Consider the following 22,814-nt stretch of genomic DNA (forward strand, 5'->3'; position numbering starts at 1 on the left):
CGAGGTGGCTGCTGATGGCGCCGACCGGGGGGCTGATGGACATCTCGTTGTCGTTGAGAATCACCAGCAGGTTGGGGTCGAGCGGGCCGCCGTGGTTGAGGGCCTCGAAGGCCATGCCGGCACCGAGGGCGCCGTCGCCGATGACGGCGATGACCTGGCGGCTCTCGCCCTTGGCCCGGGCGGCGATGGCCATGCCCAGCGCGGCGCTGATGCTGGTGCTGGAGTGGCCGACGCCGAAGCTGTCGTAGACGCTTTCGCTGCGCTTGGGAAAGCCGGACAGGCCGCCCTTCTGGCGCATGCCGTCCATGCGCGCGCGCCGCCCGGTGAGGATCTTGTGCGGGTAGGCCTGGTGGCCGACGTCCCACACCAGGCGGTCTTCGGGGGTGTCGAAGACGTAGTGCAGCGCAATGGTGAGCTCGACCACGCCCAAGCCGGCGGCGAGGTGCCCGCCGGTGCGCGAGACGCTGTCGATGAGATACGCCCGCAGCTCCGCGGCCAGTTGCTTGAGTCCGGCCGGCTCCAGCCGACGCAGGTCGGCAGGGGTGTCGATGGTGGCCAGCAGGGGGTAAGACGCGGCGTCCACGCCCTGCGCGCCCGACTCGCCCGCCGGTGCGCCCGGTAAGGGTTGCACCTTGCCCTGAGCCGCGACGCTTGGCGGGTCATTCCCGGCCGTCGGACTACGGGCGTGCTGGAGCACGGTGCTCGTCTCGACAGAGACGGTCTCGGGGGCGGCGCGGCGGCTGTCGTCGGGCATGATCGTTCTGCTGGCTGCGGCTAAACCGTAGGAGTTTAGCGGAAGCCGCCCGCCGTGGGGTCCGTGAGTTGCCGGAGGCGCTTTCGCCCGCCCGACGCGGTTCAGGGCTTTGCGGAGTTATCGTCCGCCGGCGCCGGCAACAGCCCAGGCACCTCGATCCAGTACAGCCGCGGCCAGTGCTTGCCCGTCACCAGGAGCCTTTCGCCGTCTGCATCGTAGGCGATGCCGTTCAGCACCGCATCCCGGTGCGGGCGCTCCCGCTGGGGCCAGAGCCCGGTGAGGTCCACGTAACCGAGCACGCGCCCGTCGGCGGGATCGACGCGCACCAGCCGGTCGCTGTGCCAGATGTTCGCCCAGACCTCGCCGCGGACGCCCTCGCCCGAGCCGCCCGTTGCCCGGTCGGGCACCGGCACCAGCTCCAACTCGTTCAAACGCGTTACCGGCCTGCCCGCGTCGCGCACCACGACGCGCCGACGCTCCGCGCCCGTGCCGGCATCCAAGAAGCGCAGGGTCGCGCTGCCGTCACTGACGATCCAGGCGCGCTCGTCGTGGGTCAGGCCCCAGCCCTCGCCGGAGAGCGCAAGCTCACCGAGCGAGCCAAAGGTCGCCCGCTCGTAGCGCAGCACCTTCCCTTCCCGCCAGGTGAGCTGCACCAGCTCGCCGCGCCACGCCGTCAGCCCCTCGCCGAACAGCGTCGCCGGCAGCGCGCGCCGCTGGAGCACGCGCCCGGTCGCCAGCTCCACCCGCCGCAGGCTCGATTGCCCATAGCCGCCGGTGGACTCGTACAGCTCCCCGTCGGCAAAGACCAGCCCCTGCGTGAACGCCCCGGTATCGTGCGGCCAGCTCGCAACGACCTTGAAGCCGTGCACCGGCGGCGCGGCCGCGCCGACGCCCGCCAACGCCAGCAGCAACAGCACCAGGCAGCCGCCGAGCCGCAGATGTCGTGTCATGTGCAGACGCCGGCGCACAGGGGCTCACTCGGCAATGGGCGCAAACAGTTCGTTGATGTCATCGGCGCTGAAGGCGGCGCCGGCCTCGCCCGCGCCGGCGCGGTAGATGCCGTCGGCGAGCGCCTGCTTCTTGTGCTGCATCGCCAGCATCTTCTCCTCCACGGTCTCCTCGGTCAGGAGCTTGTAGACGAACACGGGCTTCTCCTGCCCCAGGCGATGGGCGCGGTCGGCGGCCTGCGCCTCCACCGCGGGGTTCCACCAGGGGTCGTAGAGGATCACGGTGTCCGCCTCGGTGAGGTTCAGGCCGAGCCCGCCGGCCTTTAGGCTGATCAGGAACAGGTCCACCTCGCCGCCGCGGAAGCGCTCGATGACCTCGTCGCGCTTGCGCGTGCGCCCGGTGAGCTTGGCGTAGCGGATGTCGCGGGCGTCGAGCTCCTGCTCAATCAGCGCCAGCATGCTGGTGAACTGGCTGAACAACAGGATGCGCCGCCCCTCGTCGAGCTGCTCCGGCAGCAGGTCCATCAGCAGCTCCAGCTTGGCCGAGTGCTTCACCCGCCGCGCGGCGGGTAGGTCGAGCAGCCGCGGGTCGCAGCAGGTTTGGCGCAGCTTCAGCAGCGCATCCAGGATGGTGATGTGGCTGCGGGCCAGGCCGTGCTCGGCGATGGCGTCGCGCACCCGCTGCTCCATGGACAGCCGGATGCCCTCGTACAGCGCCGCCTGCGCCTCGCCCAGGGCGACGCTGCGGATGATCTCGGTCTTCGGCGGCAGCTCCGTGAGCACGTCCTGCTTGCGCCGGCGCAGCAGAAAGGGCGCGACGCGCCGGGCCAGGCGCTCGCGCCGCTCGGTGTCGCCGTGCTGCTCGATGGGCGTGCGCCAGTGGCGCTTGAAGCGCTGCTGGTCGCCGAGGAAGCCGGGCAGCAAAAAGTCGAACAGCGCCCACAGCTCGCCCAAGTGGTTCTCCATCGGCGTGCCGGTGAGGCAGAGCCGGTGGCGGGCCCTGAGCTCGCGCACCACCTGCGCGGCCTGCGCGCGCGGGTTCTTGATGGTCTGCGCCTCGTCCAGGATCAACAAATGGAATTGCTCCTCGCCGAGGCGCTTGCGATCCCGCGGCAACAGCGGATAGGTGGTGACGACGAGGTCGTGCTCGGCGATGGCCGCAAAGCGCCCGAAACGGTCATTGCCGTGCAGCACCAGCACCGAGAGGCTCGGGGCGAAGCGCTGCGCCTCGCGGCGCCAGTTGCCGACCAGACTCGTCGGCGCGACCACCAGCGCCGGGCGGTCGAGCCGGCCGGCCTCTTTCTCGAGCAGCACGTGGGCCAGGGTCTGGACGGTCTTGCCGAGGCCCATGTCGTCGGCCAGGATGCCGCCCAGGTCGAAGCCGCGCAGGAACTGCAGCCAGTCGAGCCCGCGGCGCTGATAGGCCCGCAGCTCAATGGTGAGCCCCGCGGGCGGCGCCACCTCCGGGATCTGCGAGACGTCCTTGAGCTGCTGCGCGAGGTCCCGCAGCCGCCGGCCGCCGGCGAGCGCGATGCCGCGGGCGGCAAGATCGTCCAGCAGCGGCGCGTCGTAGCGCGAGAGCTTGAGCTGCCCATCGCCCGCCGGCGGTGCGTCGCCGAACAGCTCCCGCAGCGTCTCTAGCACCGGGCGGATGCGCTCGCCGGGCAGGTCCACGTAGCGCGTCTCGCCGTCCGCGCCGTCGCCGGGCAGGGGCACACTCACCAGCGCCGGCAGCTCCGCATCCGGCCCGAGCGCCAAGAGCGGCGCGATGATGGGCACCAGGGGCAGGCGCCGGCCGTCCAACTGCAGGTCGAACCGGAGCCCGAACCAGTCGTTGCCTGCGCCTTCGCCGTCGAGGGCCTCATCGACCGCGGCCTCCCAGTCGCCGGTCTCGAAGCGCAGCCGAAAGCTCTCGTCGAAGTCCACGCGCCAGCCGGCTGCGCGTAGCGCATCCAAGCCGTCGCGCAGCAGCGCCGACCAGCAGCCGGCGCGGGTCAGGGCGTCGCCGCCGCCGGCGGCGAGCGCGAGCGGGCCGCGCATGGGCTGCTCCGGGGTGGGCGCAAAGCCGTGCTGCTCCAGCGTCGCCACCGCGGCCGACTCGCTGGCGGGGTCGCGCGCCACGTCCACGAGGGCGCCGTTGCTGTCGATGATGCTGTGCGTCTCCGCCGGGCAGGCCGGCACCCGGTGCCCGGCGTAGTCGAAGTCCAGGCTGAGCCGGTGCGCATCGGCGCCGCCGCGGCCGCCGTGCAGGCGAAGGCAGGGCGTCGGGCGGGTGTCGGTGATCCGGGCGAGCTCAAGGCGGGTCGGCGTCGGCAGCGGCAGCTCCGGGAACTCCTTCAGCAGCAGCCGCGAGACGTCCTCCGCGCGGTCCTGCGGCAGCCGCGGTGCGCGTTTCAGCTCCTTCAGTTGCGCGGTGCAGAGCCCCCGGCTGTCCAGCTCGCCGACGCTGTGCCGGGCCGGGTCGAGGTACGTCGGCGGGTCCGTCAGCAGGATCTCGGCGGCGGCATCGTCGGCGGCGGCAAAGGTCAGGTTCAAGAAGCCGTCCGCGTCCTCGCGCCAGGCCATCGCAAGCAGGCGCGGCTCGCCGCGGCCGAGCGGCGGCGAATCCGGCTGCTGCAAGTGGCAGCGGCCGGTGTCCAGCATGCGGAACAGCGCCAGGTGACCGAGCACCCCGGTTAGTACCGGCACCATGGGCCAACTGCCGCTGCTGATGCTGCGCAGCAGCTTCAGGATCTCGGCGTCGCCGGGCTGCATGTAGGCGGGCTCCTGGTGGCTCTCGGCCAGGTTGCCCAACAGCAGCGGCCGGCCCTTGGACAGCCGCCCGGTGGTCTTCAGCGGGCGGGCGACGCGCAGCTCCACCTCCATGCCGCGGGTGGCGGGCTTGAGCAGGTAGTAGAGCCGCTCCTGCCCGGAGGGCTCAGTGGCGCGGCCGGCGGCGGCAACGCGCGCGAGCCAGCCCTTCGCCAAGTCCGCGTCACCGCCGTGCAGGATGCGCTCCGGCGCCGCCGCAAACTCCAGCAGCGCCGCGGCCACGTGCTTGCAGTTGTAGCCGACGGGGCAGTCGCAGTCGCCGTCCAGCGAGGCGCCGTAGCTCTCCCAGCGGATGGAGATGGTCTGCCGATACACATGGCCGCCACTGCCGAGCACCTGCGCGCGCAGGCGAACGCCCTGGGCGTCGACGCGGGCGGCCTCCACGGCGAGCACGCGGCCCTGCTCGAAGTAGCCGAGTCCGCGCATGAAATAGGTCGAACCGACATAGGCGCGGATGTCGGCACGGGACAGGCGAGGCTGATCGGCCATGCGGCGGGGGCGTCCGGCGGGAACAACCTCGGAAGCTTACGCAAACGGCGCGGGTATCGAAACCCGCGTGTCGAAGATTCCTCGGGCGATGGGTCGGAGCCGCGTCGCAGCGGACGGGCGGTGTTGGCTCTGCGCCGAGGCGGGGGATCGGGATCGACGTGCCCGATCGCATCAGGTGTAAGCGACGCTGGAGTCCGAGGTCCGAGGCACTTGTGTCGAGGTGCGACACCCCTTCATCATCGATCCCGATCCCGATCCCGATTTCGATTTCGATTTCGGTAGCGACCGGGGCGACTGACGTCGCCCCGTTCGCAAGAGCCGGATGAATCCGGCGTACCCGGGGGCGGGCGGGTCAGGCGCCGCGATTGCCGACGGCGGCGAACCACAGGGCCAGCAGCAGCAGGACCACCTGGAATTCCATGCCGCCCATCGGATGGCTGTCCGTGGGCACGAAGGTCCACTGCGGCCAGTGCACCAGCGCGATGGCGCCGAGCATGACCGGCACCGCGGCGAGACCCGCGAGGCGCGTGATCCAGTCGCGGCGCAGCAGCGGGCCGATGAGCACACCGAGCCCGGCGGCGAGCTCCGCGAAGGTGACCAACCAGGCCGCGGCCAGTGGCAGGCTCATCATTTGGGCAAAACCGGCAACATCGACGAGCTTGCCGACGCCGTGAAAGAGAAAGACGGATGCAAAGGCGATGCGCGGCAGCCAATGCGCGTGGCGCGCGGCCAGCACGCCCAGGCCTTCCCGCGGGCGGGTGAAGCTGTTGTGACGGACGTCGAGGGTCGTGGTGCTCATGCCGGATCTCCGCGTGGGTGTTGTCAGTAACACCGGTAGAGACCCGTCGGGCCGGCGTGATCTTTCAGACTAGATTGCTTGACGGCACCAAATGCATTGCTCGACGGCACCAAATGCTTGCAGATGAGTCAAGTTTCATGACAACAAGGCGCTTGCAGGCAAAAGGGCCGAGGGCCGAGGGCCAAGGGAGCCCGCCTCGGCCCTCAGCCCTTGGCCCAATACGCCGACGAGCGGGCTACGCAAGACGAGGCGCCGTGCCCTGGTCGGTCTGAGGCGCTGCCTCCCTAGTTTGCTTGGGGCCGCCAAATGCTTGCAGATGAGTCAAGTTTCATGACAACAAGGCGCTTGCAGGCAAAAGGGCCGAGGGCCGAGGGCCAAGGGAGCCCGCCTCGGCCCTCAGCCCTCAGCCCTCAGCCCTCGGCCCTCGGCCCTCAGCCCTTGGCCCAATACGCCGACGAGCGGGCTGCGCAAGACGAGGCGCCGTGCCCTGGTCGGTCTGAGGCGCTGCCTCCCTAGTTTGCTTGGGGCCGCCAAATGCTTGCAGATGAGTCAAGTTTCGACGGAGCGTTGGACCGGCCAGGCGCGCCAAAATCGAAATGCGCATCGGGATCGCTGACCGGGATCGCCGGCTTTCCAGCCGGCTCGCCGCCGACGCGGCTCGATGCCGCGTCGGCGGCGTCCGAGCTGACCTAAGAGGGCACATGCGCGGTCGTCCGCCTGGCGACGCGGCATGGGCAACCGCCCGGCTCCCGCGCCGCAGATCGCGTGCCGGGGGCATCGAGCCCCCGGCACGCGAAGCCGGCTGAAAGCCGGCGCTCCCAGTCCGTGCCGGCGCGGTGTCGAGCCCGCTTGTCGGGCATACCTCTGTGGGAGACCACTTTTCGCGGTCCATCAGAACTTGCGGTGATCCGACCCCGAACGTTGCCTGCCCATCCGCAAAGCTACGAGCTATTGATCCGCTCGCTACTGTCTGCCGGCCTCAAAGGACCAAGGGCCAACGCGCCGGCTGCGCAAGACGAGGCGCAGTGCCCTGGTCGGTTTGAGGCGCTGCCTCGCTAGATTGCTAGACGGCGGCGAATATTTGCAGATGCGTCAAGTTTCACGACGACACGGCGCTTGCAGGCGAGAGGGCCGAGGGCCAAGGGAGCCCGCCTCGGCCCTTGGCCCTTGGCCCTTGTTTCCATGCCTCGACGAGCGGGCGGCGCAAGACTAGGCGCAGTGCCCTGGTCGGTTTGAGGCGCTGCCTCGCTAGATTGCTTGACGGCGGCGAATGTTTGCAGATGCGTCAAGTTTCACGACGACACGGCGCTTGCAGGCGAGAGGGCCGAGGGCCAAGGGCCAAGGGAGCCCGCCTCGGCCCTTGGCCCTTGGCCCTTGTTTCCATGCCCCGACGAGGGGACGGCGCAAGACTAGGCGCCGTGCCCTGGTCGGTCTGAGGCTCTGCCTCGCTAAATTGCTTGACGGCGCCGAATGCTCGCTGCTGAGTCAAGTTTGGACGGGGCGTCGGACTGGCGAGGCGCGTCGGGATCGGGATCGAAATCTCGATTTCGATCCCGGTCCCGATCCCGATCCCGATTTCGACGGACGGCTGGCGGAACCTCAGTGGTGGCTCCTTGGCGTCACAGCGCCTTGCAGGACTCCAGCACCACCGGGGCCTTGGTGCTGCCGCCGCGGCTGCCCTGGGCCTCCATGGTCCGAACGACGTCCATGCCGCCGACCACCTTGCCGAAGACGACGTGCTTGCCGTCGAGCCAGGGCGTCGGCGCCACGGTGATGAAGAACTGTGAGCCGTTGGTGTTCGGCCCCGCGTTCGCCATGGACAGCAGACCGGCCTCGGTGTGCTTGAGCTCGAAGTTCTCATCGGCAAACTTCTCGCCATAAATCGACTTGCCACCGGTGCCGTTGCCGTTGGTGAAATCGCCGCCCTGGATCATGAAGCCCGGAATGATCCGGTGGAACGGGCTGCCGGCGTAGGCCAGGTCGGTGCCCTGCTCCCCGGTGCAGAGCACACGGAAATTTTCGGCCGTCTTGGGCGTCACGTCCTGGAACAGCTCCAGCTCCAGGGTGCCGGCGGGCTCGCCGCCGATGCTCACATCGAGCGCGACGCGGGGGTTGTCGGCGGTGGCGGTGGCGGCGAACAGGCTGGTCGCGACAAGCAGCGACAGGGTATGCAGATGACGCATGGTTGGCTCCTCGGGTGTTGGACGGTGCAGGTGCGGGTGCCGCGGGAGCGCATGGGCCATGCGACACCGGCGGGCGCGCATTGTAGCGGTGCCGGGGCTGACTTCGACGGGTCGCGCCGGATCGGGTTAGAATCGCGTGCGTTTTGGGATTTCGCCCCAGCGCTGGCGCGAGCTCATGCGCGGCGGCAGGGCACACATCGGGGAGCCCCCTCAGGGTCAGGCTGCCCATCCAACAGGCGTTGCATGCCAGGGTCCATCGCATGGCAACCGATACCGATACCGGTACCGACAGCTCGGTTTCATCCTTCGCGCTGAAACAGTGGCAGTTCTACCTGCTCACCGGCATCAGCGCCGTCGCGCTGGGGCTGGTGTTCGTCACCACCACGCTGTCGGCCCGCATCAGCGGCATGCGCGGCCAGCTCGATGAGCGCCAGCAGTTCATCAACGAGAGCATCGTGCTGAGCAAGCTCAACGTGCAGCTCGCGCAGGTGCTCGCGAACCTGGCCGTCGCCACCAGTGACGACGAGCTCAAGCAGGTGCTGTGGAACAACGGCATCACCTTCAGCACCGACGCGCCCGCCGGCACCAACAAGGCGGCGCTGACGCCGGGCTCCACGGCCGGCGCGAAATTGCGCGAGCCAACCGCGCCGAAACAGGAGGACTGACGGATGGCAACCACCGCGTCGCCCGCCCGCGGCGGGCCTAACAAGCGCCCGCCGCTGCGCGAGCGCCTCATCGGCGACAAGCCCACCAGCGCCTTTCTGCCCATCCTGCTCGTCACCTGCGCCATCACCGGTCTGCTGCTGTTTCAGGCCTCGCAGCTCTACCAGGACCGCAGCCAGCTCGCCATGCTCCGGACCACGCAAAAGCCCGCCTTCGATGAGGCGCGGCGGCTGCAGGATCAACTGGAAGGCATGGCGGCGGACACGGCCCTGCTCGCCAAGAAGGGCAACACCAACGCGCGGCTCATCGTGGATGCCCTGCGCTCACGCGGCATCAGCATCGACCCGAGCAAGCGCTGACGGCAGCCGGCCCCGCGGCGGGCCGCCGCTGCCGCCATCGCGCCTGTCGGAAAGCAGCCGATGGTTGGCCGCTCCCGTGCGTTGCCTGGGCCGAAACCGGCGCCACCTGTAGGCACACCCGGCGCGCTGCCGCGCTTCACGCTCCGGCCCGGCTGAGGGCTGCCGCCCATGTTCAAGCTCGCCATCGAGCGCCCGGTGATCCTCACCGTGGCGGTGCTGATCCTGACCCTGTTCGGCATCCTGGCCATCTTCAACGTGCCGGTGCAGATGATTCCGGACCTCGATGCCCGGGTCGTCACCGTCAGCACCCAGTGGCCGGGCGCCTCGCCGCAGGACGTGGAGAAGGAGATCCTGGTCGAGCAGGAGAAGTATCTGGGCCGCATCCCGGGGCTGGAGCGGATGGTGTCCGCCGCCGGCACCGGCAGCGCAGACATTGAGCTGGAGTTTCCGTTCTCGGTGCCGATGGCGGAGGCGCTGCTCAACGTCAACAACGCGCTGTCGCAGGTGCCGGGCTACCCGGAGAACGTGGACCAGCCCAGCATCCGGGCCGAGGCCTTCTCCAGCAACGCCTTCATGTACTTCCGGCTGATGCCGGAGTCCGGCGCCTTCACCGAGCAGGACATCGTGGCGCTCAGGGACTGGGTGGAGGAGTACGTGGTGCAGCCCATGGAGCGGGTGCCCGGCGTCTCCAGCGTCGAGCTGCGCGGCGGGGCGGAGCGCCAGCTCCAGGTGTTCGTGGACCCGGTGCGGCTCGCCGAGCGCGGCATCCGACTCACGGAGCTGCGCGACGCCATTCGCGCGCGCAACCAGGACGTCTCCGGTGGCGATCTCGACAGCGGCAAGCGCCGCTATCTGCTGCGCACCATCGGCCGCTTCGACAGCCCGGAGGAGCTGGAAGACCTGGTCATCGCCGAGCGCGACGGCGCCTTCATTCGGCTGCGAGACGTGGGCCACGCCGAGCTGGGCTACGCGGAAGTCAGAAGCTACGCCTACTCCGAGGGCAAGCCGATCCTCGGCTTCGCGGTGAGCCGGCAGATCGGCACCAACGTGATTCAGATCAAGCGCGACATGCTGGAGCGCGTCGCGGAGCTGAACGAGCGGCTGCTGAATCCCAAGGGATTGAAGCTCATCCGCACCGCCGACGATGTTGTCTACGTGACGGACGCCGTGCAGGTGGTGCAGCGCAACCTCGTCATCGGCGCGCTGCTGGCTGTGCTGGTGCTGTTTCTGTTCCTGCGCTCGGTGCCGGCGACGCTGATCGGCGCCGTCGGCATCCCGATCTGCACCGTCGCGGCCTTCCTGGGGCTCCTGCTGACGGGCCGGACCATCAACGTGATGTCGCTGGCCGGCGTCGCCTTCGCCATCGGCATGACGCTGGACAACAACATCGTCGTGCTGGAGAACATCTACCGGCACCTGGGGCTCGGCAAGGCGCGCTTGCAGGCCGCGCTGGACGGCGTGCGCGAGGTCTGGCCGGCGGTGCTGGCCTCCACGCTGACGACGGTGGCCGTGTTCCTGCCGGTGATCTTCGTGGAAGAAGAGGCCGGTCAGCTCTATTCGGACATCGCCGTGGCCATCTCGGCGTCGATTCTGATGTCCATGGTCCTCGCCGTCACCGTGGTGCCGGCCGCCGCCGGGCGCTGGCTCCGCGCACCCGCGCCGCACCGCCGCAGGCCGCTGCTGGACCGGCTCGGCGGCGCCTTTTCGCGCGTCGTGCTCGGGCTCGTGCACTGGCTCGCGCGCGGCGTGGTGCGGCCGCTCGCGGTCATCGTCGCGGTGCTGGCGGGTGCCGGCGCCATCATCTGGGCGCTGACGCCGGATGCGGAGTACCTGCCGGAGGGCGAGGAGTCGAAGATCTTCACGCTGATGTTCGCCCCGCCCGGCTACAACATCGACATGATGCGCAGCGCCTTCCAGGAGGTGGACCAGGCCTTCTTCCCGGCCGTGGGCCAGGACCCGGCGCTGTTCGCTCGCGGCGAGACGGACGTGCCGGCGCTCAACTTCACCATCGGCTTCGCGACGCAGAGCCGGGTGTTTGCGGTGCGCGAGGCCACGGATCGCCGCCAGACCGGCGAGCTGATGCGGATCGCCACCGAGAAGACCGGCCAACTGCCGGGGCTCAGAAGCTTTTCCAGCCGCGGGTCGATCTTCGCCGGCAACTTCGGCGGCACCCGGGCCATCAACGTGGAGATCAGCGGACCTGAGCTGGCCACGCTGTTCGCCGCGGCGGGCAAGGTGCAGGACAAGGCGAAGGTCATCTTCGACGGCCCGCGCGTAAAGGCCGAGCCGTCCGCGCTGACGCTCGGCCAACCGATGCTGGAGGTGCGCCCGGACTGGGAGCGCGCGGCGGAGCTCGGCATCGCGCCGGCGGACTTGGGCTACACGGTCTGGGCCTATTCTGACGGCGCCTATGTGGACGATTTCTTCCTGGACGACGACGAGATCGATATCTTTCTGTACAGCACCGCCGGCAACATCGAGCAGCCGCAGGACCTGGAGCGGCTGATGCTCTACTCGCCCACCGGCGGCATGGTGCCGCTGTCCGCGGTGGCGCGGCTCCAGGAGAGCGTCAACACCGAGACCATCCGCCGCGTGGACGGCGACCGCACCATCACGCTCAGCATCATCCCGCCGGACGACGTGGCGCTGGAGGAGGGCGTGCGCCGGGTGGAAGCGGAGATCATCGCCGGGATGCCTGCCGCCGGTGAGCTGCCGGAGGAGATCCGGCTGGAGCTGAGCGGCGCCAGCGACCGGCTGCAGGCGACCATGCGGGCGCTGGCGGGCAACTTCGCGGTGGCGTTGTTGATTGCGTATCTGTTGATGGTGGCCGTGTTCAACCACTGGGGCTGGCCGCTGCTCATCATGACCAGCGTGCCCATCGGCGTCAGCGGCGGCATCGTCGGCCTCGCGGCGCTGAACTGGGCCGGCGCGCACCTGGACAAGATCGGGCTCTATCCGATCCAGCAGCCCTTCGACATGATCACGATGCTGGGCTTTCTGGTGCTGATCGGCACCGTGGTGAACAACCCGATCCTCATCGTCGAGCGCGCCGTGTCGAACCTGCGCGAGCAGGGCATGGCCATCGCGGACGCCGTGAGCGAGGCGGTGCGGGTGCGGCTGCGGCCGATCATGATGTCGACGGTCACGACGGTCGCGGGCCTGGCGCCGCTGGTGTTCAACCCGGGTGCGGGGACGGAGCTCTATCGCGGGCTCGGCGCCATCGTGCTATTTGGGTTGCTGTTCAGCACGCTGGTGACGCTGACCTTTATGCCGGCGCTGCTGGCGCTCACGCTGCGGTTCGTGCGGCGCGGGGCCAAGCAGCAGGGGGGCGGCGGGGCCGAGGTGGCGGGCCGGGCGCCGGGGGCCGAGCCGAGGCCCGCGGGGATGTCGTAGCAACGGGCTGGGTGAAACCGCCGCGCTTGTTCCACCCCACGGACCCCCGGCGTTGGCCCCGCTGCCCAGGTTGTAGGCCAGGCAAAGCGCCGGCGTGGCCACCAAGGTCGCGCCCAAGCCTCTGAAACATCGGCATGCTGTGCGTTGGCCATCCTACTCGGGCGTCTTGCCCTTGCTGCGGCGCGCCCGCGTGGATGCAAGGGCGGGCGCCCCTCGTCTAGTCCACAGGTCGCCCATGCGAGTCGCTTCCGAGCCGTCGCCAACCAAGCTCGGCGTCAGTGAAAACCTGTTCAGAGTGTCAGGGTTTTTTACAGTTTCTCGGCGCAACTCGCGGCGCCATGTCCCGCTCCGGGAGTATACAACTGATCTATCTTCGATTTTTGTTTGTGGCCTGATTTTTGCTGGCTCTTTCGTTAACGCCCGACGCCTTGTCGGCTGGTGTAAAGTTTCGTGCAGCGCGGCTGGCCCGGCGTGGCTCATCCGTTGCGCCCCTTGGAGTCTTAGATGCCCAGACTGAATCCCCTTGTCGCCTCCATCGCCACCGCTTTGGCGCTAGGCGTCGTTCAGCACGCGGCCGCCACGACGCCCATCGAGGTCAACATCAATGACCTCGAGAACGCCAGCGACCTCTCGTCGAACGAAGCAGCCGGCATCGTCGGGGAGGGCGCATGAGCAGCAACATCCGCTTCCGCCAGCGCATGGCGACCACGCCGGGCGCCGCGCCCATGGTCGACACCTCTCGACATCAGGCCGCCGACGCGGCATCGGTGCCGCGGCTTCTTGTCCTCGCCGCCGCGCTCGCGCTTGTCGCGACGGCGCCCGCGCGGGCGGTTGTGACCGTCTCCACCGATGCGAGTGGTGTGGCCAGCGTCCCTATGGATCCGAGTGAATGGACAAATTACTCGTCCACTTGTGTCACGGCAGGAGGGACGGGATGCACTCTGACTGGCCGTCCGGACTCCGCTAACTCAGACCTGCTGTTTAGCTGGGGCACCCAGGGCTCCTTCGACACCCCCGGTTTGAATTCCGTGCTGGAGGTCACGTACACGGGGCCTGGAATGACACTCGGAAGTATCACCTTCAACAGTGATCCGACGGGCGAGAAGCTTGGCCCCTTACCTAATCCCAATCCGGGAATCCCGCAGATTCCAGGCGCGACCCCCTTCCCCCTTGACTATAGTAATAATTATCAGGGCTTCGGGACCATGGTCGCTTATGAAAATGATACGCTACAGAGTTGGCGACTGCTCGACGCGGCTGTGCAGACAAACGCGCACCTGATCACTGATCAACGGATGGATATCCGCGTAACCCGATCTGGTTCCCAAATCGAAATAGTGAGGGGCTGGCTCGTCGCCGACGACCTGGACCAGATCGGCCCAGGTATTGACCCCACGTCCAAGGACTACACCGACGGCACCTTCGGCAACTGGGGAATGGCGCAATACCCGATCGATCAGACCTATTCCTTCACCGGGTCCCGTAACGCCTCCGACGATGACGCACAACTCCGCGCCCTGCCGATTAATACCGGCGACATCGTGGAGTTCTTGTTCTACGAGTCCGATTGGAATAACCAGAACCCAGCGCCAGGGGAAGATGGCCTGCCCGACGCCTACTACGGCGATTTCACGGTGACCCTCAACGAGGGCGAGCTGTTGGAGATGGACGAGGTCGACTTCGGGAATGTGCGTGCCGGCACGACATCCACTCTGGCGGCGGCAGCGCGGACCATGACGGCGACAAACCGATCATTCCAAGCGATGACGGACGTCCAGTTCCAAGACATCAGCTCCGCGCCCGAGGGACTCACGCCGACCACCGCGGGCTCCCCGTCGACTGTGGCAAGCGGCGCGACAAGCCAGCGGGAGTACTCTTACACCGCCCCGGACCTTGAGCTGGACGACACGAGCGCCGCCTCGTTTAGCGCCGAGCAGACGCTGGACGCGAAGGTCGATTTCGGGGCAGGCGCGCAGGATGTCACCGCAGCGGGCAACGTGACCGGCACCGTTGTTGGGCCGGTGCTCGGCGTTGCGGACGAGGACGCACCTGCCAGTTACCTTGAATACAACAGTACGATCAACCTCGGCGTCGACCTCGCAAGCGCGCAGACCGACCTGATGACCCTGCTGCTGTCGAATATCTTCGACGCCGGGCTGGAAGACTTTGGCACCCTGGACGACCTGACGCTCTACAACGCGGGCATCACCAACATCATCGGCAGCGCGTTCAGCATCCAGAATAGCGGCAACTTCGGCGAGGATCTGAACAGGAAAGCCGACAGCTTGGTGTCATTCAGTAACCTGGAGCTGCTGTTCTCGCCCGGCAGCGTCGGCTTCTTCACCGGCACCCTATTCTTCACGACCGACATGAATCAGGAGTTGGCGACCACTGCCGCGCCGACAAACGTTCTGGTCTTCAACCTCCTCGGCACCGCGATCGATTCCGGGCAAGGGTCCACCCCCCTGCCCGGCTCCCTGCTGCTGATCGCCACCGGCTTGCTTGGCCTGCGTGTCTTCGGCGCGGTGCGTCGGCGTGGCGCCGGTCCGGGGTCGCTGGTCGGCGCCCGACGCGGGAGTCATTAGGCAACGATACCCGTCGCGCATCGGTTCTCGGAAAAACGAGGTGCGACCCTCCCGCCCCAAGCTCTAATTGGCCGCAAGGCACACCGACGAGTCATAGCCGCCCTATGGCGAGGAGGCGTAATGCAGCGCTCGGGCGCGAGGGTCGCGCATCGCGGCCGAACATCCATGTGTGACGGGTATAAGTCCTAACGCCGGGTTCAAGATCAATCCGAACAGACTGTTGTTGCAAGGGGTGGAACCGCTGCGCTTGTGCCACCCGACATGCTCCCGCGTCAGCCCCGGTCCCAGTCGTCCTCAGTCGGACTGTCGATCTTTCCACTGCCGTCTTCGTCCCAGTAGCGCTGGCCCAGATGGTCGATGCCCATCTTGCCGTCCCCGGCCTGGGGCGTGCCGGTTTTGGGGGTCGCCTCCAGCGTGAAGGTGTTGGCCGTCGGCCCCACCGAGAAGGCGACGTCGTAGTAGTCGCTGGTGGTGCCGATGTCCGGCTTACCCGAGCCGGTGCACTTGTTATCGGCGTCCGGGTTGTAGCAGCCCGTCTCGGTATAGACACGCTCCATGTATTGCGCGAGGCGCATCAGCTCCGCTTTCATGTCCGCGCGCCGGGCGGAGGCGACCTGCTCCCGGTACGTGGGGTAGGCCACCGCCGCGAGGATGGCGACGACGGCGACCACGACCAGCAGCTCGATCAGGCTGAAGCCGGTGTTGTGCGCTTTGGGGTGTTTGGACATGGTTTCCCGTTCCCGGACGCCGTGGCGTCCGTTGCAGTCGATGGTCGGTATCGGTTCAACGACGGGCCCTTCATCTTCTCTCGACGACGAAAACACGCCCAGGGAAAAGTCCCCGACAGTCAAGCGAGATCCGGATTAGTTGCCCGTATGTCGGGTGTTTCGTCGTTTGTTTCGGTCCGCGGTCATGGTCGCGTCGCTTTTGATCCGTCACGCACCGCGTCAGCGCTGCAGCCAGGTGCGCCCCATGCTGCCCGATCCCATGGTCTGGCTCAGGTCGCCCTTGGAGTCCGAGATGATGCTCATCACTCGACCGCCTCCGAGGCTGATGTCCGACGGCATGGAGTAGATGCCGGTCCCATCGTCCGCCATCAGACGGATGCTGCTGCCGACCTGGTCTCCATCAGAAGTGGGCAGGAGGTCATGCTTGTCGATAGTGCCGCTCAAATCGAAATCGAAGGGCGAATAGTCCAATCGTGAGCCGGAAATCGCATCGAGGGCATTGATCCAACTGGACCCGCCCGCCCCGCAGGCGCCCTCGGGGATCACCGAGACGAACCTGATCCGGCCCGTGCGCAACTCCGGGTTTGAGACCACCCGCTCCGATCCCCCACAGTCGGCGACGAATTCGCCGGGGATTTCGAGATCGATCATCCATCCGCGCACGTCGCCATCGGGCATGATCGCGTCCTTGCTGCTCGTGCTCGTGCGCCCCAGACTCAGGCTTTGCCCCCCGTCGCCCTCGTTGACGGGCACCTCTTCGATAAAGGCATGTTGCATCAGGTTCAGGCGGGTCGGCACGGGGAAACTGCCGCCCGTCCATTCGTAGACCCGGCCATTGTCGTCCCAAATGCCGTAGAAGGTCTGGGTCTGGACATCGATCTTGTCGTCCGTGTCCATGAGGCGCCCGGTGCCGAACAGCAGCATGTGGCCGCCATTGGGGTGCCGCGCAAAGGCGATGCGCGTGGTGATGGGCTGCGGATCTCCGTTTGCGTCCCTCGCCTGGAACATCAGGATGGGTTTGGTACCGATGTTCCGGAGGTCGAAGCGCCAGAGGTTGCCGAACAGGTCGCCCGCGTAGGCGCGGTCCGCGATCAGGTCGCCGTCTTCGTCCAGCGTGGCCACCTCCGCCAGCCCATTGGTGCGTCCGTTCCCGGTCGGGTCCTGCGCCATGCCGTGCCCCGTATCCATGCGGGCAAGGATCCGTTTGTCGTCGGGGCCGGCGAGGTTCAGCACATAGAGCACCGCGTTACCGGTCTGGCTCACGGTGCAATTGGTTTCGGCGTCTTCATCATCGGTGCAGGCGCCGTTGTCTTCGTCGAGCTCGCTGGTATTGGTGTTCTCATAGCCGTTGCTGACCAGCGCCACCCAGACCAGGGCGTCTTTGTTGTCGTCGTCGGGGTCGGTATCGATCCGAACGATGGCAGGCGGAGCGGCATTGAACCCCATGTCCCGCCCGTCCAGTTTACCGTTGTCGTCGTCGCTCCCCGAGGCATCGGTGAACTCCCAGAGCACGATGTCCTCGGGCTTTTCAGACTCCGGGTTGGTTACGTCCAGGGCATAGACGCCCTGCGCACCCAGACCGAGGGCCCCGACGAGCACGGAGTGCCATTTTCCGTCCGCCAACTTGGCATCGGAGTAGCTGATGCCGCCGTCGACGAAGGCGCGCTTGGACGGAACGCCGTCGCCATAGGCGGGGTCCGTGAGGTCGGCGAGGCCGTGGTAGACCGCGCCGGGCACATAGGCAAACTTTTCCACGAGCGATTTGGCATCGAAGCCGTGCAGCATGCCGTCGTTTGCGCCGACATAGACCATGGTCTTGCGGTCGGCCTTATTCGTCTTGAAGGCGGAATACTTTTCGCCGTCGTCGTCGGGGAACCGTTGCCGCGGCGGACCCACCACCACCGGCGCACTGCCGAGGATGTCGCCCAGCACGCGCCGTTCGGTGCCCTCCCCCCGGTCCCGGAAGGTGGGCGGGTGCGGCACCACACCCGCCTCGATGGTCGGCGTGTCGTCGCCGCGCAGCCAGTCGATGCGGGCCTTGGCGAGCGCCTCTTCGCAGGCCTGGACATCGTCGGCATCCGGAAGATCACTGCAGCCGCCGTCCTGGGTCGTTTCGCCTTCAATCAGTCCCCGGCGCTGCACCGCGGAAAGATCCTTGAAGGTGTCGCCATCGAGATGCTTTGGGCTGCTACCCGCCATTGTGAAAATCAAACGAAGCTCCGGAGCGGCGAAGGAGCCTTCGTTGTCGGTGGTCTGGTAGGGGGCGTCCGTGTCCTCGCAGATCACGCCCCTGGGTTTATCCGCGCAGTCGTCTTCGTCGTCATCGCTATCGGCAATGCCATAGCCCCTCGAGACGCGGAACGCCCGCAGGGTGCCGCTCCAGTCGTCGAGATGCGTGACCACCTGATAGATGCGGGTATGGTTACTCAACTGACCGGAACTGACCGCCACCGGCGCGTTGGAGGCCACGTTTTGATCCGTCGCCGAGATGGTGTCCAGGATGGCCGCGAATGACTGATACAACTGCTCCGGGTCCGACGCGTCGAAATAGCCGCCGCGCCCGTTGAGGCCGGCGTGGTAGAGGTCGTCGAGCTTGAACGCGATTGGCATCCACTTGGCGATCCAGTCAGACTCACCGTTATTGACCGCCGTACACGCATTAAGGGCCGGATACTCTGCGTCTTGGGCATAGGGCGGATCAGAGAGGCAGCTCGGGAAGCCGTGCTCACTGAGGGTTTTCTTTCCGTTCTGCTGGTAGGTGCCGTAACCGTCAGCCGGATCGGCCTCGGTCACAGCGCCGTCGAGCCCGAGGCCCACGGCGAAGAAGGTCAGGTGTTGCCAGGTCGCCGGGTCATTCTTCGGATTCCAGAAGTTCGCCTCATCGTACTTATCGGCGTCTTCTTCCCGCTCCGTCAGGATGACCGGCACCTCGTTGTTGTCGGGGTCTCCATCCAAATCGCGGCGCCAATAGTAGAACACCGCGTCCGCAAGCGTTCCTATGTTCTCATCGGCATAGAGTCGGGCCTTAGGGTCTAGCGGCGAGTATTCGATGTCGCCGAACGGCCCTGAGGGCAAGATATGAGTGCTCCCATCCTGGTTGTCCTCGATCCAAGTACCATCGTCGATGTTCGTTTTCGGTAGCACAGTATAATCAGCTAACGGGGGCAAAGAGGGGTCGTACAGATTGGGTTCTACGCGTTTGCCCCAGACGTCTTCCCAAAAGCCATCGCTCAACACCAGATGAAAGTTGTTCCGACAGCGGACGCCGCACGCATTGCCCGCGGACGGGGCGGAGGCGCCGGAGAGGTTCCCACCAAAGGCTGATTTGTGCTCGGCGATCTCATCCGCCAAGGAAACGCCCTGGCTGACAAATTCTCCCGCGCGGATTTGCGCACGCACCAAATAGGTCTTATCTCTTGCGGCAAGGTCAAAGAGCCAATCGTAGAAGCCTTCCTTATTCGACTCGAACTTATCGAATGCCGCGACGAGCTCCTGAAACCGTGGGTCGGTCGGTTCCAGCCCCAGGTCTGCGCTGCCCCCGCCCTCGTCTCTGTCAAGCCCTTGATACGTCAGACGGACGCCGCCGTCGAGGGTTTGCATGACCCGACTCAACACGGTCTTCATGGCCAGCAGGCGCGTTCGGTAATAGGAGTACCAATTCGCGAATTGCTGCTCTTGGCTAGAATCCACCGGTTCGTACTGAAAGCATTCATCGGGCGTGGTCCCATCGGCTTTTTCGCCGGCCTCGCCGTACTTGTCTCCGCAACGCCTGCAGCCTTCCGTCCCGAGGATGCACGCCTCATAGGGGTCGTCGTTAGGGCCAGCAGTGGGGATGAGCTTATAGCCTTTGTCCGCGTTGTACTCGTGATAGAAGGCACGCCCGGTGTATTCTGGAGGCTTCGGCCCCTTGTCGGCGATAGCGCAGCCCGATTCGGCTGCCGTCCAGACTGGCTCATAGTCTTCATCGAGGTCGACCGTCTCCGTGCAACTGTCCGGGTCAAGAGGATCAGCAAAGGGATCGAGAGGGGCTTCGCCAAACGGTGGCGGGTCCATCTCGCTGCCGTCGTACCTTTTCGCCGGTTGGTAACCGCCTTTAGCCGCCAGGTCAGGGTCGAAATACAGTTTGTTGACTGTTGAGCTCGTGGACCAGTCTCTTCTCCCCGCCTGGGAGGGTGCGCCTGGGGGGCTGGGCAGACCATCCGGCGTATAGCCGTTTCGCATCGAGGTCGACGTGTCGATGGTCAGCACCAGGTTCGGCGCGACGCCCTCGGACAGGAACGGGGGAATGGCGTCGGGCAGGCCATCGGGCCAATCGCCGGCGGCGTCGCTCGCCATGAGGCTGAGCGGGGCCACGGCCATGAGCGTCGTCATCGACAGCAGTCCGGCGACCAGCAGCCGCGGGCAGCGGGCGCCGATGCCGCTTGGTTGCATGATGCGGCTATCCTTGCCGTAGGGTCGCGTCGCTTTCATGGTCAGTACTCCCGGGCGACGGTGGATTGCAGGATCACACGGGCCTTTTCGTTGGCACCGAACCCGACCGCACTGACCGTGTAGTAGTAGATGATGCCCTGCCCGAAGGAGTTCTGTTGGCCGTCGGGTGATTCCGCGACGGAACGGACCTCGATATAGACCTGAGGCTGGGCCACGACATCAGGGATTCCTTTGCTGAATTTCGCATCGGTTTTTGCGGCCACCTCCTCGTAGCTGACGCCCTGCGAGACCTTGTCGGGGGCCGCGCTCTCCCAATCCGTCAGCACCGCCCCCAGGCGCGCACAGGGGTCGTTCGTGCTCTCGGATGCGGCCGGGGTACCGGTGGATTCGGCCGAGCTATCGGCGACCGTACAGCCGGTCCAGACGAATGCCGTGCCCGAGTTGGTGCCGACGATGGGCGCATCCTGTTCGTCTACGTAGGCGAGCCCGGCGGTCAGGGCGGCCTCGGCCGCCTGCAGGGCGATGTTGTCCTGACGCATGTTGCCGGCCATACGCTCTTGGAGCACGGTGTGCTGCTGGCCGGTGATGCCGAGCAGGGTGATCACGAGCAGGATGACGAGGCCGACAATCAGGACGGCACCGCGCTGCGCGGGCACGGATGGCTCGTGGGCATGAGGCTTGTGGATGCGACTTTCGGCGGTTGCCATGGTCCTGTTCCCCTTAGTCCCAGATGGCCCAGGGCGTGGACGGGCGCAGCGCGACGTCGAAGCGGATGCGCTGATAGAGGCGGTTGTCCTCCTCGTCGTAGTCGTCGCCCAAGGCGTCGTCTCCGACGTCCTTCGCCCAGTCTTCGGGTATCCACTCGGCGGGTTTACTCGGCTCCATGGCCGTGTTGTCGGCGTCGGTGGTCAGGAGCAATTCGACCGAGGCGGAGCGCACGCCGGCCCAGGCGTTGTTGGCGCTGACCCAGGCGGCAGTGCGCAGGGTGTCGTGATCGTCGGCACGGAAGTCCGTCTGGCCATCGCCGGTGCTGTCGCCGGTGTAGGTGACACGCATGTCCGCGATGTCGGGCACCAGGACATCGCTCTTTGCGCCGTTATTGAGGTCGAAGGCGCAGAGGGCCGGGCGGTACTGGTCGGGGTCGTAGGAGCCGCTGCCGGGGCGGCAGTAGTCCACGTCATCGCCCGACTGCAGTGAGCCATCTTTGGTGCAGCAGACATAGAACACGCGATAGTTGAGGCGGTTCAGCAAGGCCCGGGGGTCGTTTGGGTCGCGGTTGTAGAGCGAGCTGCCCGCATAGAGGTCGGAGCCCCTCAGGTGATCGTTGGTGTTGACACCCGCGGCATGGTCGACAAAGCCGGCGTCCGAAGGATGTTCTGGGCCACTCACGGTGAAGACATGCGCGTGGCGACAATTCGAGATCATCGCGACGTCCTCTTTCCCCAGTAATCCCTTACCCATGCTCGGAACATTGATTTGTCCAGTGCCGTTGGCCCCGACGGGGTCGGCCACCGCGACCGACTTGGCATCCGCCCCCCAGGTGACCAGAATGTCGCCCAGCAGCCAGCGGGCACTGACGTTGTCCGCGATGGTTTTCGGTAGGTCGGCTAGGGCGCCCGATGTGTCCAGGTCCTGGCTATTGTCATAGCCCATGGCCCGGTCCGTACTCAGCACATGGTCGCCGCTACAGTCCTCGTCGTTCTCGAGCAAGTGGCAAGACTTGACCGTGAGCGTGCCCGACAATTCATGGCGGGGGAGGCTCTTGCACTCAGTCGTGCGGCTCTGGCGCATCTGCCTGGCCGCGATCAGCGCGGCGACGCGGCCGTTCTCCTGCAACCGTCCGAAGGCCTCCTCACGCTGGTAGGTCGCGCTGGTGTTGGCGAGCAGCTCGACCAGACCGAACACGACGATGACGCCGATCGCCAGCCCGACCATCACCTCCACCAGGGAGAGGCCCGACTGTTCACGAGGCGCGGATGGGGCCTGGGCACGGGGCATCGCCGAGGGTTTCATAGCGGCACCCGTGTGCAGATCTGAAACTGCAGGGTTTTGGCCTTCGTTGCCGCATCCGCCATGACGCCCTCTTCCTCGTCGTCGTCGACGGCAACGGCGCGGGAGTCGTCCCAGCGGATGGTGATGGCGCAGTGCCCGGTGTTGCAGTCGTTGCCGTTGGAGCAGTCCAGGGAGCCGAGCGCGGACCCATCGGAGGGCGGATTCATGGGCAGGCGCGCCAGTTCGTCGGCCCAGGCCTTGAAGGTCGCATTGGCGCCCGGGCTGCCGGTGTTGATCTTGATGCCGCGGAAGGTCTCGGGGTCGGCGCGAATCTGGTCGATAAGACCGGCCGCCGCTAGGGTCGCGTTGGAGCGCAGGAAGGCGCTGTGGTTGCTGCGCATGCCGGCGAGCTGCAAACCGGCGACACCGAGCGCGCCGACGGCGACGATGAAGAGCGTCACCATGACCTCCACCAGCGTGAAGCCGTGGCAGGCCGCAGTCTTGCGAGGAAAGAACATGCCAGGCGTCCTTTCAGTCTGGTTTATCTTGGCACTGCAACACGGAGCTGCAGGGTCCTACGGCTTATGGCGACCCACCCCGGGGCGCGAGTCCGATCAACGGCGGCGTGGACCGGTGACGTTGGTCAGGCGGCCCTCGACGCGTCCTCAGGCGTTTATCCC

At 66.8% G+C, this 22,814-nt stretch carries 15 protein-coding genes; 5 read left to right on the forward strand and 10 right to left on the reverse strand.

Translation table 11 applies throughout. From position 1 onward, the window contains the following. From ML01_RS15975 to ML01_RS15995, 5 genes are all read right to left on the reverse strand, one after another. The coding region (locus ML01_RS15975; RefSeq protein WP_254045282.1) for a 1-deoxy-D-xylulose-5-phosphate synthase N-terminal domain-containing protein at nt 1-754 on the reverse strand (754 nt) is incomplete at its 3' end. 101 nt (nt 755-855) lie between these two features. Continuing rightward, nucleotides 856-1,704, reverse strand: a complete 849-nt coding sequence (locus ML01_RS15980; protein ID WP_058556406.1) for a glutaminyl-peptide cyclotransferase — start codon at nt 1,702-1,704, stop codon at nt 856-858. A 24-nt stretch (nt 1,705-1,728) separates the two neighbouring features. Then, a complete protein-coding gene (locus tag ML01_RS15985; protein ID WP_058556407.1) occupies nt 1,729-5,001 on the reverse strand; it encodes a DEAD/DEAH box helicase in 3,273 nt (1,090 codons plus the stop codon). Nucleotides 5,002-5,353: 352 nt separating this feature from the next. Beyond that, entirely contained in the window at nt 5,354-5,800 is a 447-nt protein-coding gene (locus ML01_RS15990; RefSeq protein ID WP_058556408.1) for a DoxX family protein, read from the reverse strand. A gap of 1,619 nt (nt 5,801-7,419) precedes the next feature. Further along, entirely contained in the window at nt 7,420-7,983 is a 564-nt protein-coding gene (locus ML01_RS15995) for a peptidylprolyl isomerase (protein WP_058556409.1), read from the reverse strand. A gap of 260 nt (nt 7,984-8,243) precedes the next feature. Between ML01_RS15995 and ML01_RS16000 the strand changes: the two genes are divergently transcribed. The 5 genes from ML01_RS16000 to ML01_RS16015 all read left to right on the forward strand — a co-directional run bounded on the left by ML01_RS16000 (nt 8,244) and on the right by ML01_RS16015 (nt 14,983). Further along, nucleotides 8,244-8,648, forward strand: coding sequence for a hypothetical protein (locus tag ML01_RS16000; protein ID WP_058556410.1), 405 nt, complete (start codon nt 8,244-8,246; stop codon nt 8,646-8,648). Nucleotides 8,649-8,651: 3 nt separating this feature from the next. After that, nucleotides 8,652-9,005, forward strand: coding sequence for a hypothetical protein (locus ML01_RS16005; RefSeq protein ID WP_058556411.1), 354 nt, complete (start codon nt 8,652-8,654; stop codon nt 9,003-9,005). A 168-nt stretch (nt 9,006-9,173) separates the two neighbouring features. Next, a complete protein-coding gene (locus ML01_RS16010; RefSeq protein WP_082674346.1) occupies nt 9,174-12,398 on the forward strand; it encodes an efflux RND transporter permease subunit in 3,225 nt (1,074 codons plus the stop codon). Between the two features lie 504 nt (nt 12,399-12,902). After that, complete coding sequence (locus ML01_RS28875; protein ID WP_156427770.1) at nt 12,903-13,070, forward strand: hypothetical protein; 168 nt, start codon at nt 12,903-12,905, stop codon at nt 13,068-13,070. Next, the gene (locus ML01_RS16015; RefSeq protein WP_156427771.1) at nt 13,067-14,983 is read left to right on the forward strand and encodes a hypothetical protein; all 1,917 of its coding nucleotides are present in this window, start codon (nt 13,067-13,069) and stop codon (nt 14,981-14,983) included. The genes ML01_RS28875 and ML01_RS16015 overlap by 4 nt, the downstream gene beginning before the upstream one ends. 272 nt (nt 14,984-15,255) lie before the next feature. Here ML01_RS16015 and ML01_RS16020 read toward each other — a convergent pair whose 3' ends face one another. From ML01_RS16020 to pilV, 5 genes are all read right to left on the reverse strand, one after another. Continuing rightward, nucleotides 15,256-15,711 (reverse strand): type IV pilin protein, encoded by a 456-nt coding sequence (locus tag ML01_RS16020; RefSeq protein WP_082674347.1) that lies wholly within the window; start codon nt 15,709-15,711, stop codon nt 15,256-15,258. Between the two features lie 219 nt (nt 15,712-15,930). Further along, nucleotides 15,931-20,181, reverse strand: a complete 4,251-nt coding sequence (locus ML01_RS16025) for a pilus assembly protein (RefSeq protein WP_058556413.1) — start codon at nt 20,179-20,181, stop codon at nt 15,931-15,933. A gap of 2 nt (nt 20,182-20,183) precedes the next feature. Then, nucleotides 20,184-20,849, reverse strand: coding sequence for a PilX N-terminal domain-containing pilus assembly protein (locus ML01_RS31075; RefSeq protein ID WP_058556414.1), 666 nt, complete (start codon nt 20,847-20,849; stop codon nt 20,184-20,186). Nucleotides 20,850-20,862: 13 nt separating this feature from the next. After that, complete coding sequence (locus ML01_RS16035; protein WP_162268035.1) at nt 20,863-22,155, reverse strand: PilW family protein; 1,293 nt, start codon at nt 22,153-22,155, stop codon at nt 20,863-20,865. Beyond that, the gene (gene pilV / locus ML01_RS16040; protein ID WP_058556416.1) at nt 22,152-22,652 is read right to left on the reverse strand and encodes a type IV pilus modification protein PilV; all 501 of its coding nucleotides are present in this window, start codon (nt 22,650-22,652) and stop codon (nt 22,152-22,154) included. Before pilV ends, ML01_RS16035 begins: the two co-directional genes overlap by 4 nt. Nucleotides 22,653-22,814: the final 162 nt, after the last annotated feature.

The organism is Thiohalocapsa sp. ML1 (assembly GCF_001469165.1).
Taxonomy (GTDB): Bacteria; Pseudomonadota; Gammaproteobacteria; order Chromatiales; family Chromatiaceae; genus Thiohalocapsa.

Coding starts and splice junctions, on each gene's coding strand:
- ML01_RS15990 (WP_058556408.1), bottom strand. CDS start 5,800: ATGAGCACCACGACCCTCGACGTCCGTCACAACAGCTTCACCCGCCCG.
- ML01_RS31075 (WP_058556414.1), bottom strand. CDS start 20,849: ATGGCAACCGCCGAAAGTCGCATCCACAAGCCTCATGCCCACGAGCCA.
- ML01_RS16005 (WP_058556411.1), top strand. CDS start 8,652: ATGGCAACCACCGCGTCGCCCGCCCGCGGCGGGCCTAACAAGCGCCCG.
- pilV (WP_058556416.1), bottom strand. CDS start 22,652: ATGTTCTTTCCTCGCAAGACTGCGGCCTGCCACGGCTTCACGCTGGTG.
- ML01_RS15995 (WP_058556409.1), bottom strand. CDS start 7,983: ATGCGTCATCTGCATACCCTGTCGCTGCTTGTCGCGACCAGCCTGTTC.
- ML01_RS16025 (WP_058556413.1), bottom strand. CDS start 20,181: ATGAAAGCGACGCGACCCTACGGCAAGGATAGCCGCATCATGCAACCA.
- ML01_RS16010 (WP_082674346.1), top strand. CDS start 9,174: ATGTTCAAGCTCGCCATCGAGCGCCCGGTGATCCTCACCGTGGCGGTG.
- ML01_RS16020 (WP_082674347.1), bottom strand. CDS start 15,711: ATGTCCAAACACCCCAAAGCGCACAACACCGGCTTCAGCCTGATCGAG.
- ML01_RS16000 (WP_058556410.1), top strand. CDS start 8,244: ATGGCAACCGATACCGATACCGGTACCGACAGCTCGGTTTCATCCTTC.
- ML01_RS16015 (WP_156427771.1), top strand. CDS start 13,067: ATGAGCAGCAACATCCGCTTCCGCCAGCGCATGGCGACCACGCCGGGC.
- ML01_RS16035 (WP_162268035.1), bottom strand. CDS start 22,155: ATGAAACCCTCGGCGATGCCCCGTGCCCAGGCCCCATCCGCGCCTCGT.
- ML01_RS28875 (WP_156427770.1), top strand. CDS start 12,903: ATGCCCAGACTGAATCCCCTTGTCGCCTCCATCGCCACCGCTTTGGCG.
- ML01_RS15980 (WP_058556406.1), bottom strand. CDS start 1,704: ATGACACGACATCTGCGGCTCGGCGGCTGCCTGGTGCTGTTGCTGCTG.
- ML01_RS15985 (WP_058556407.1), bottom strand. CDS start 5,001: ATGGCCGATCAGCCTCGCCTGTCCCGTGCCGACATCCGCGCCTATGTC.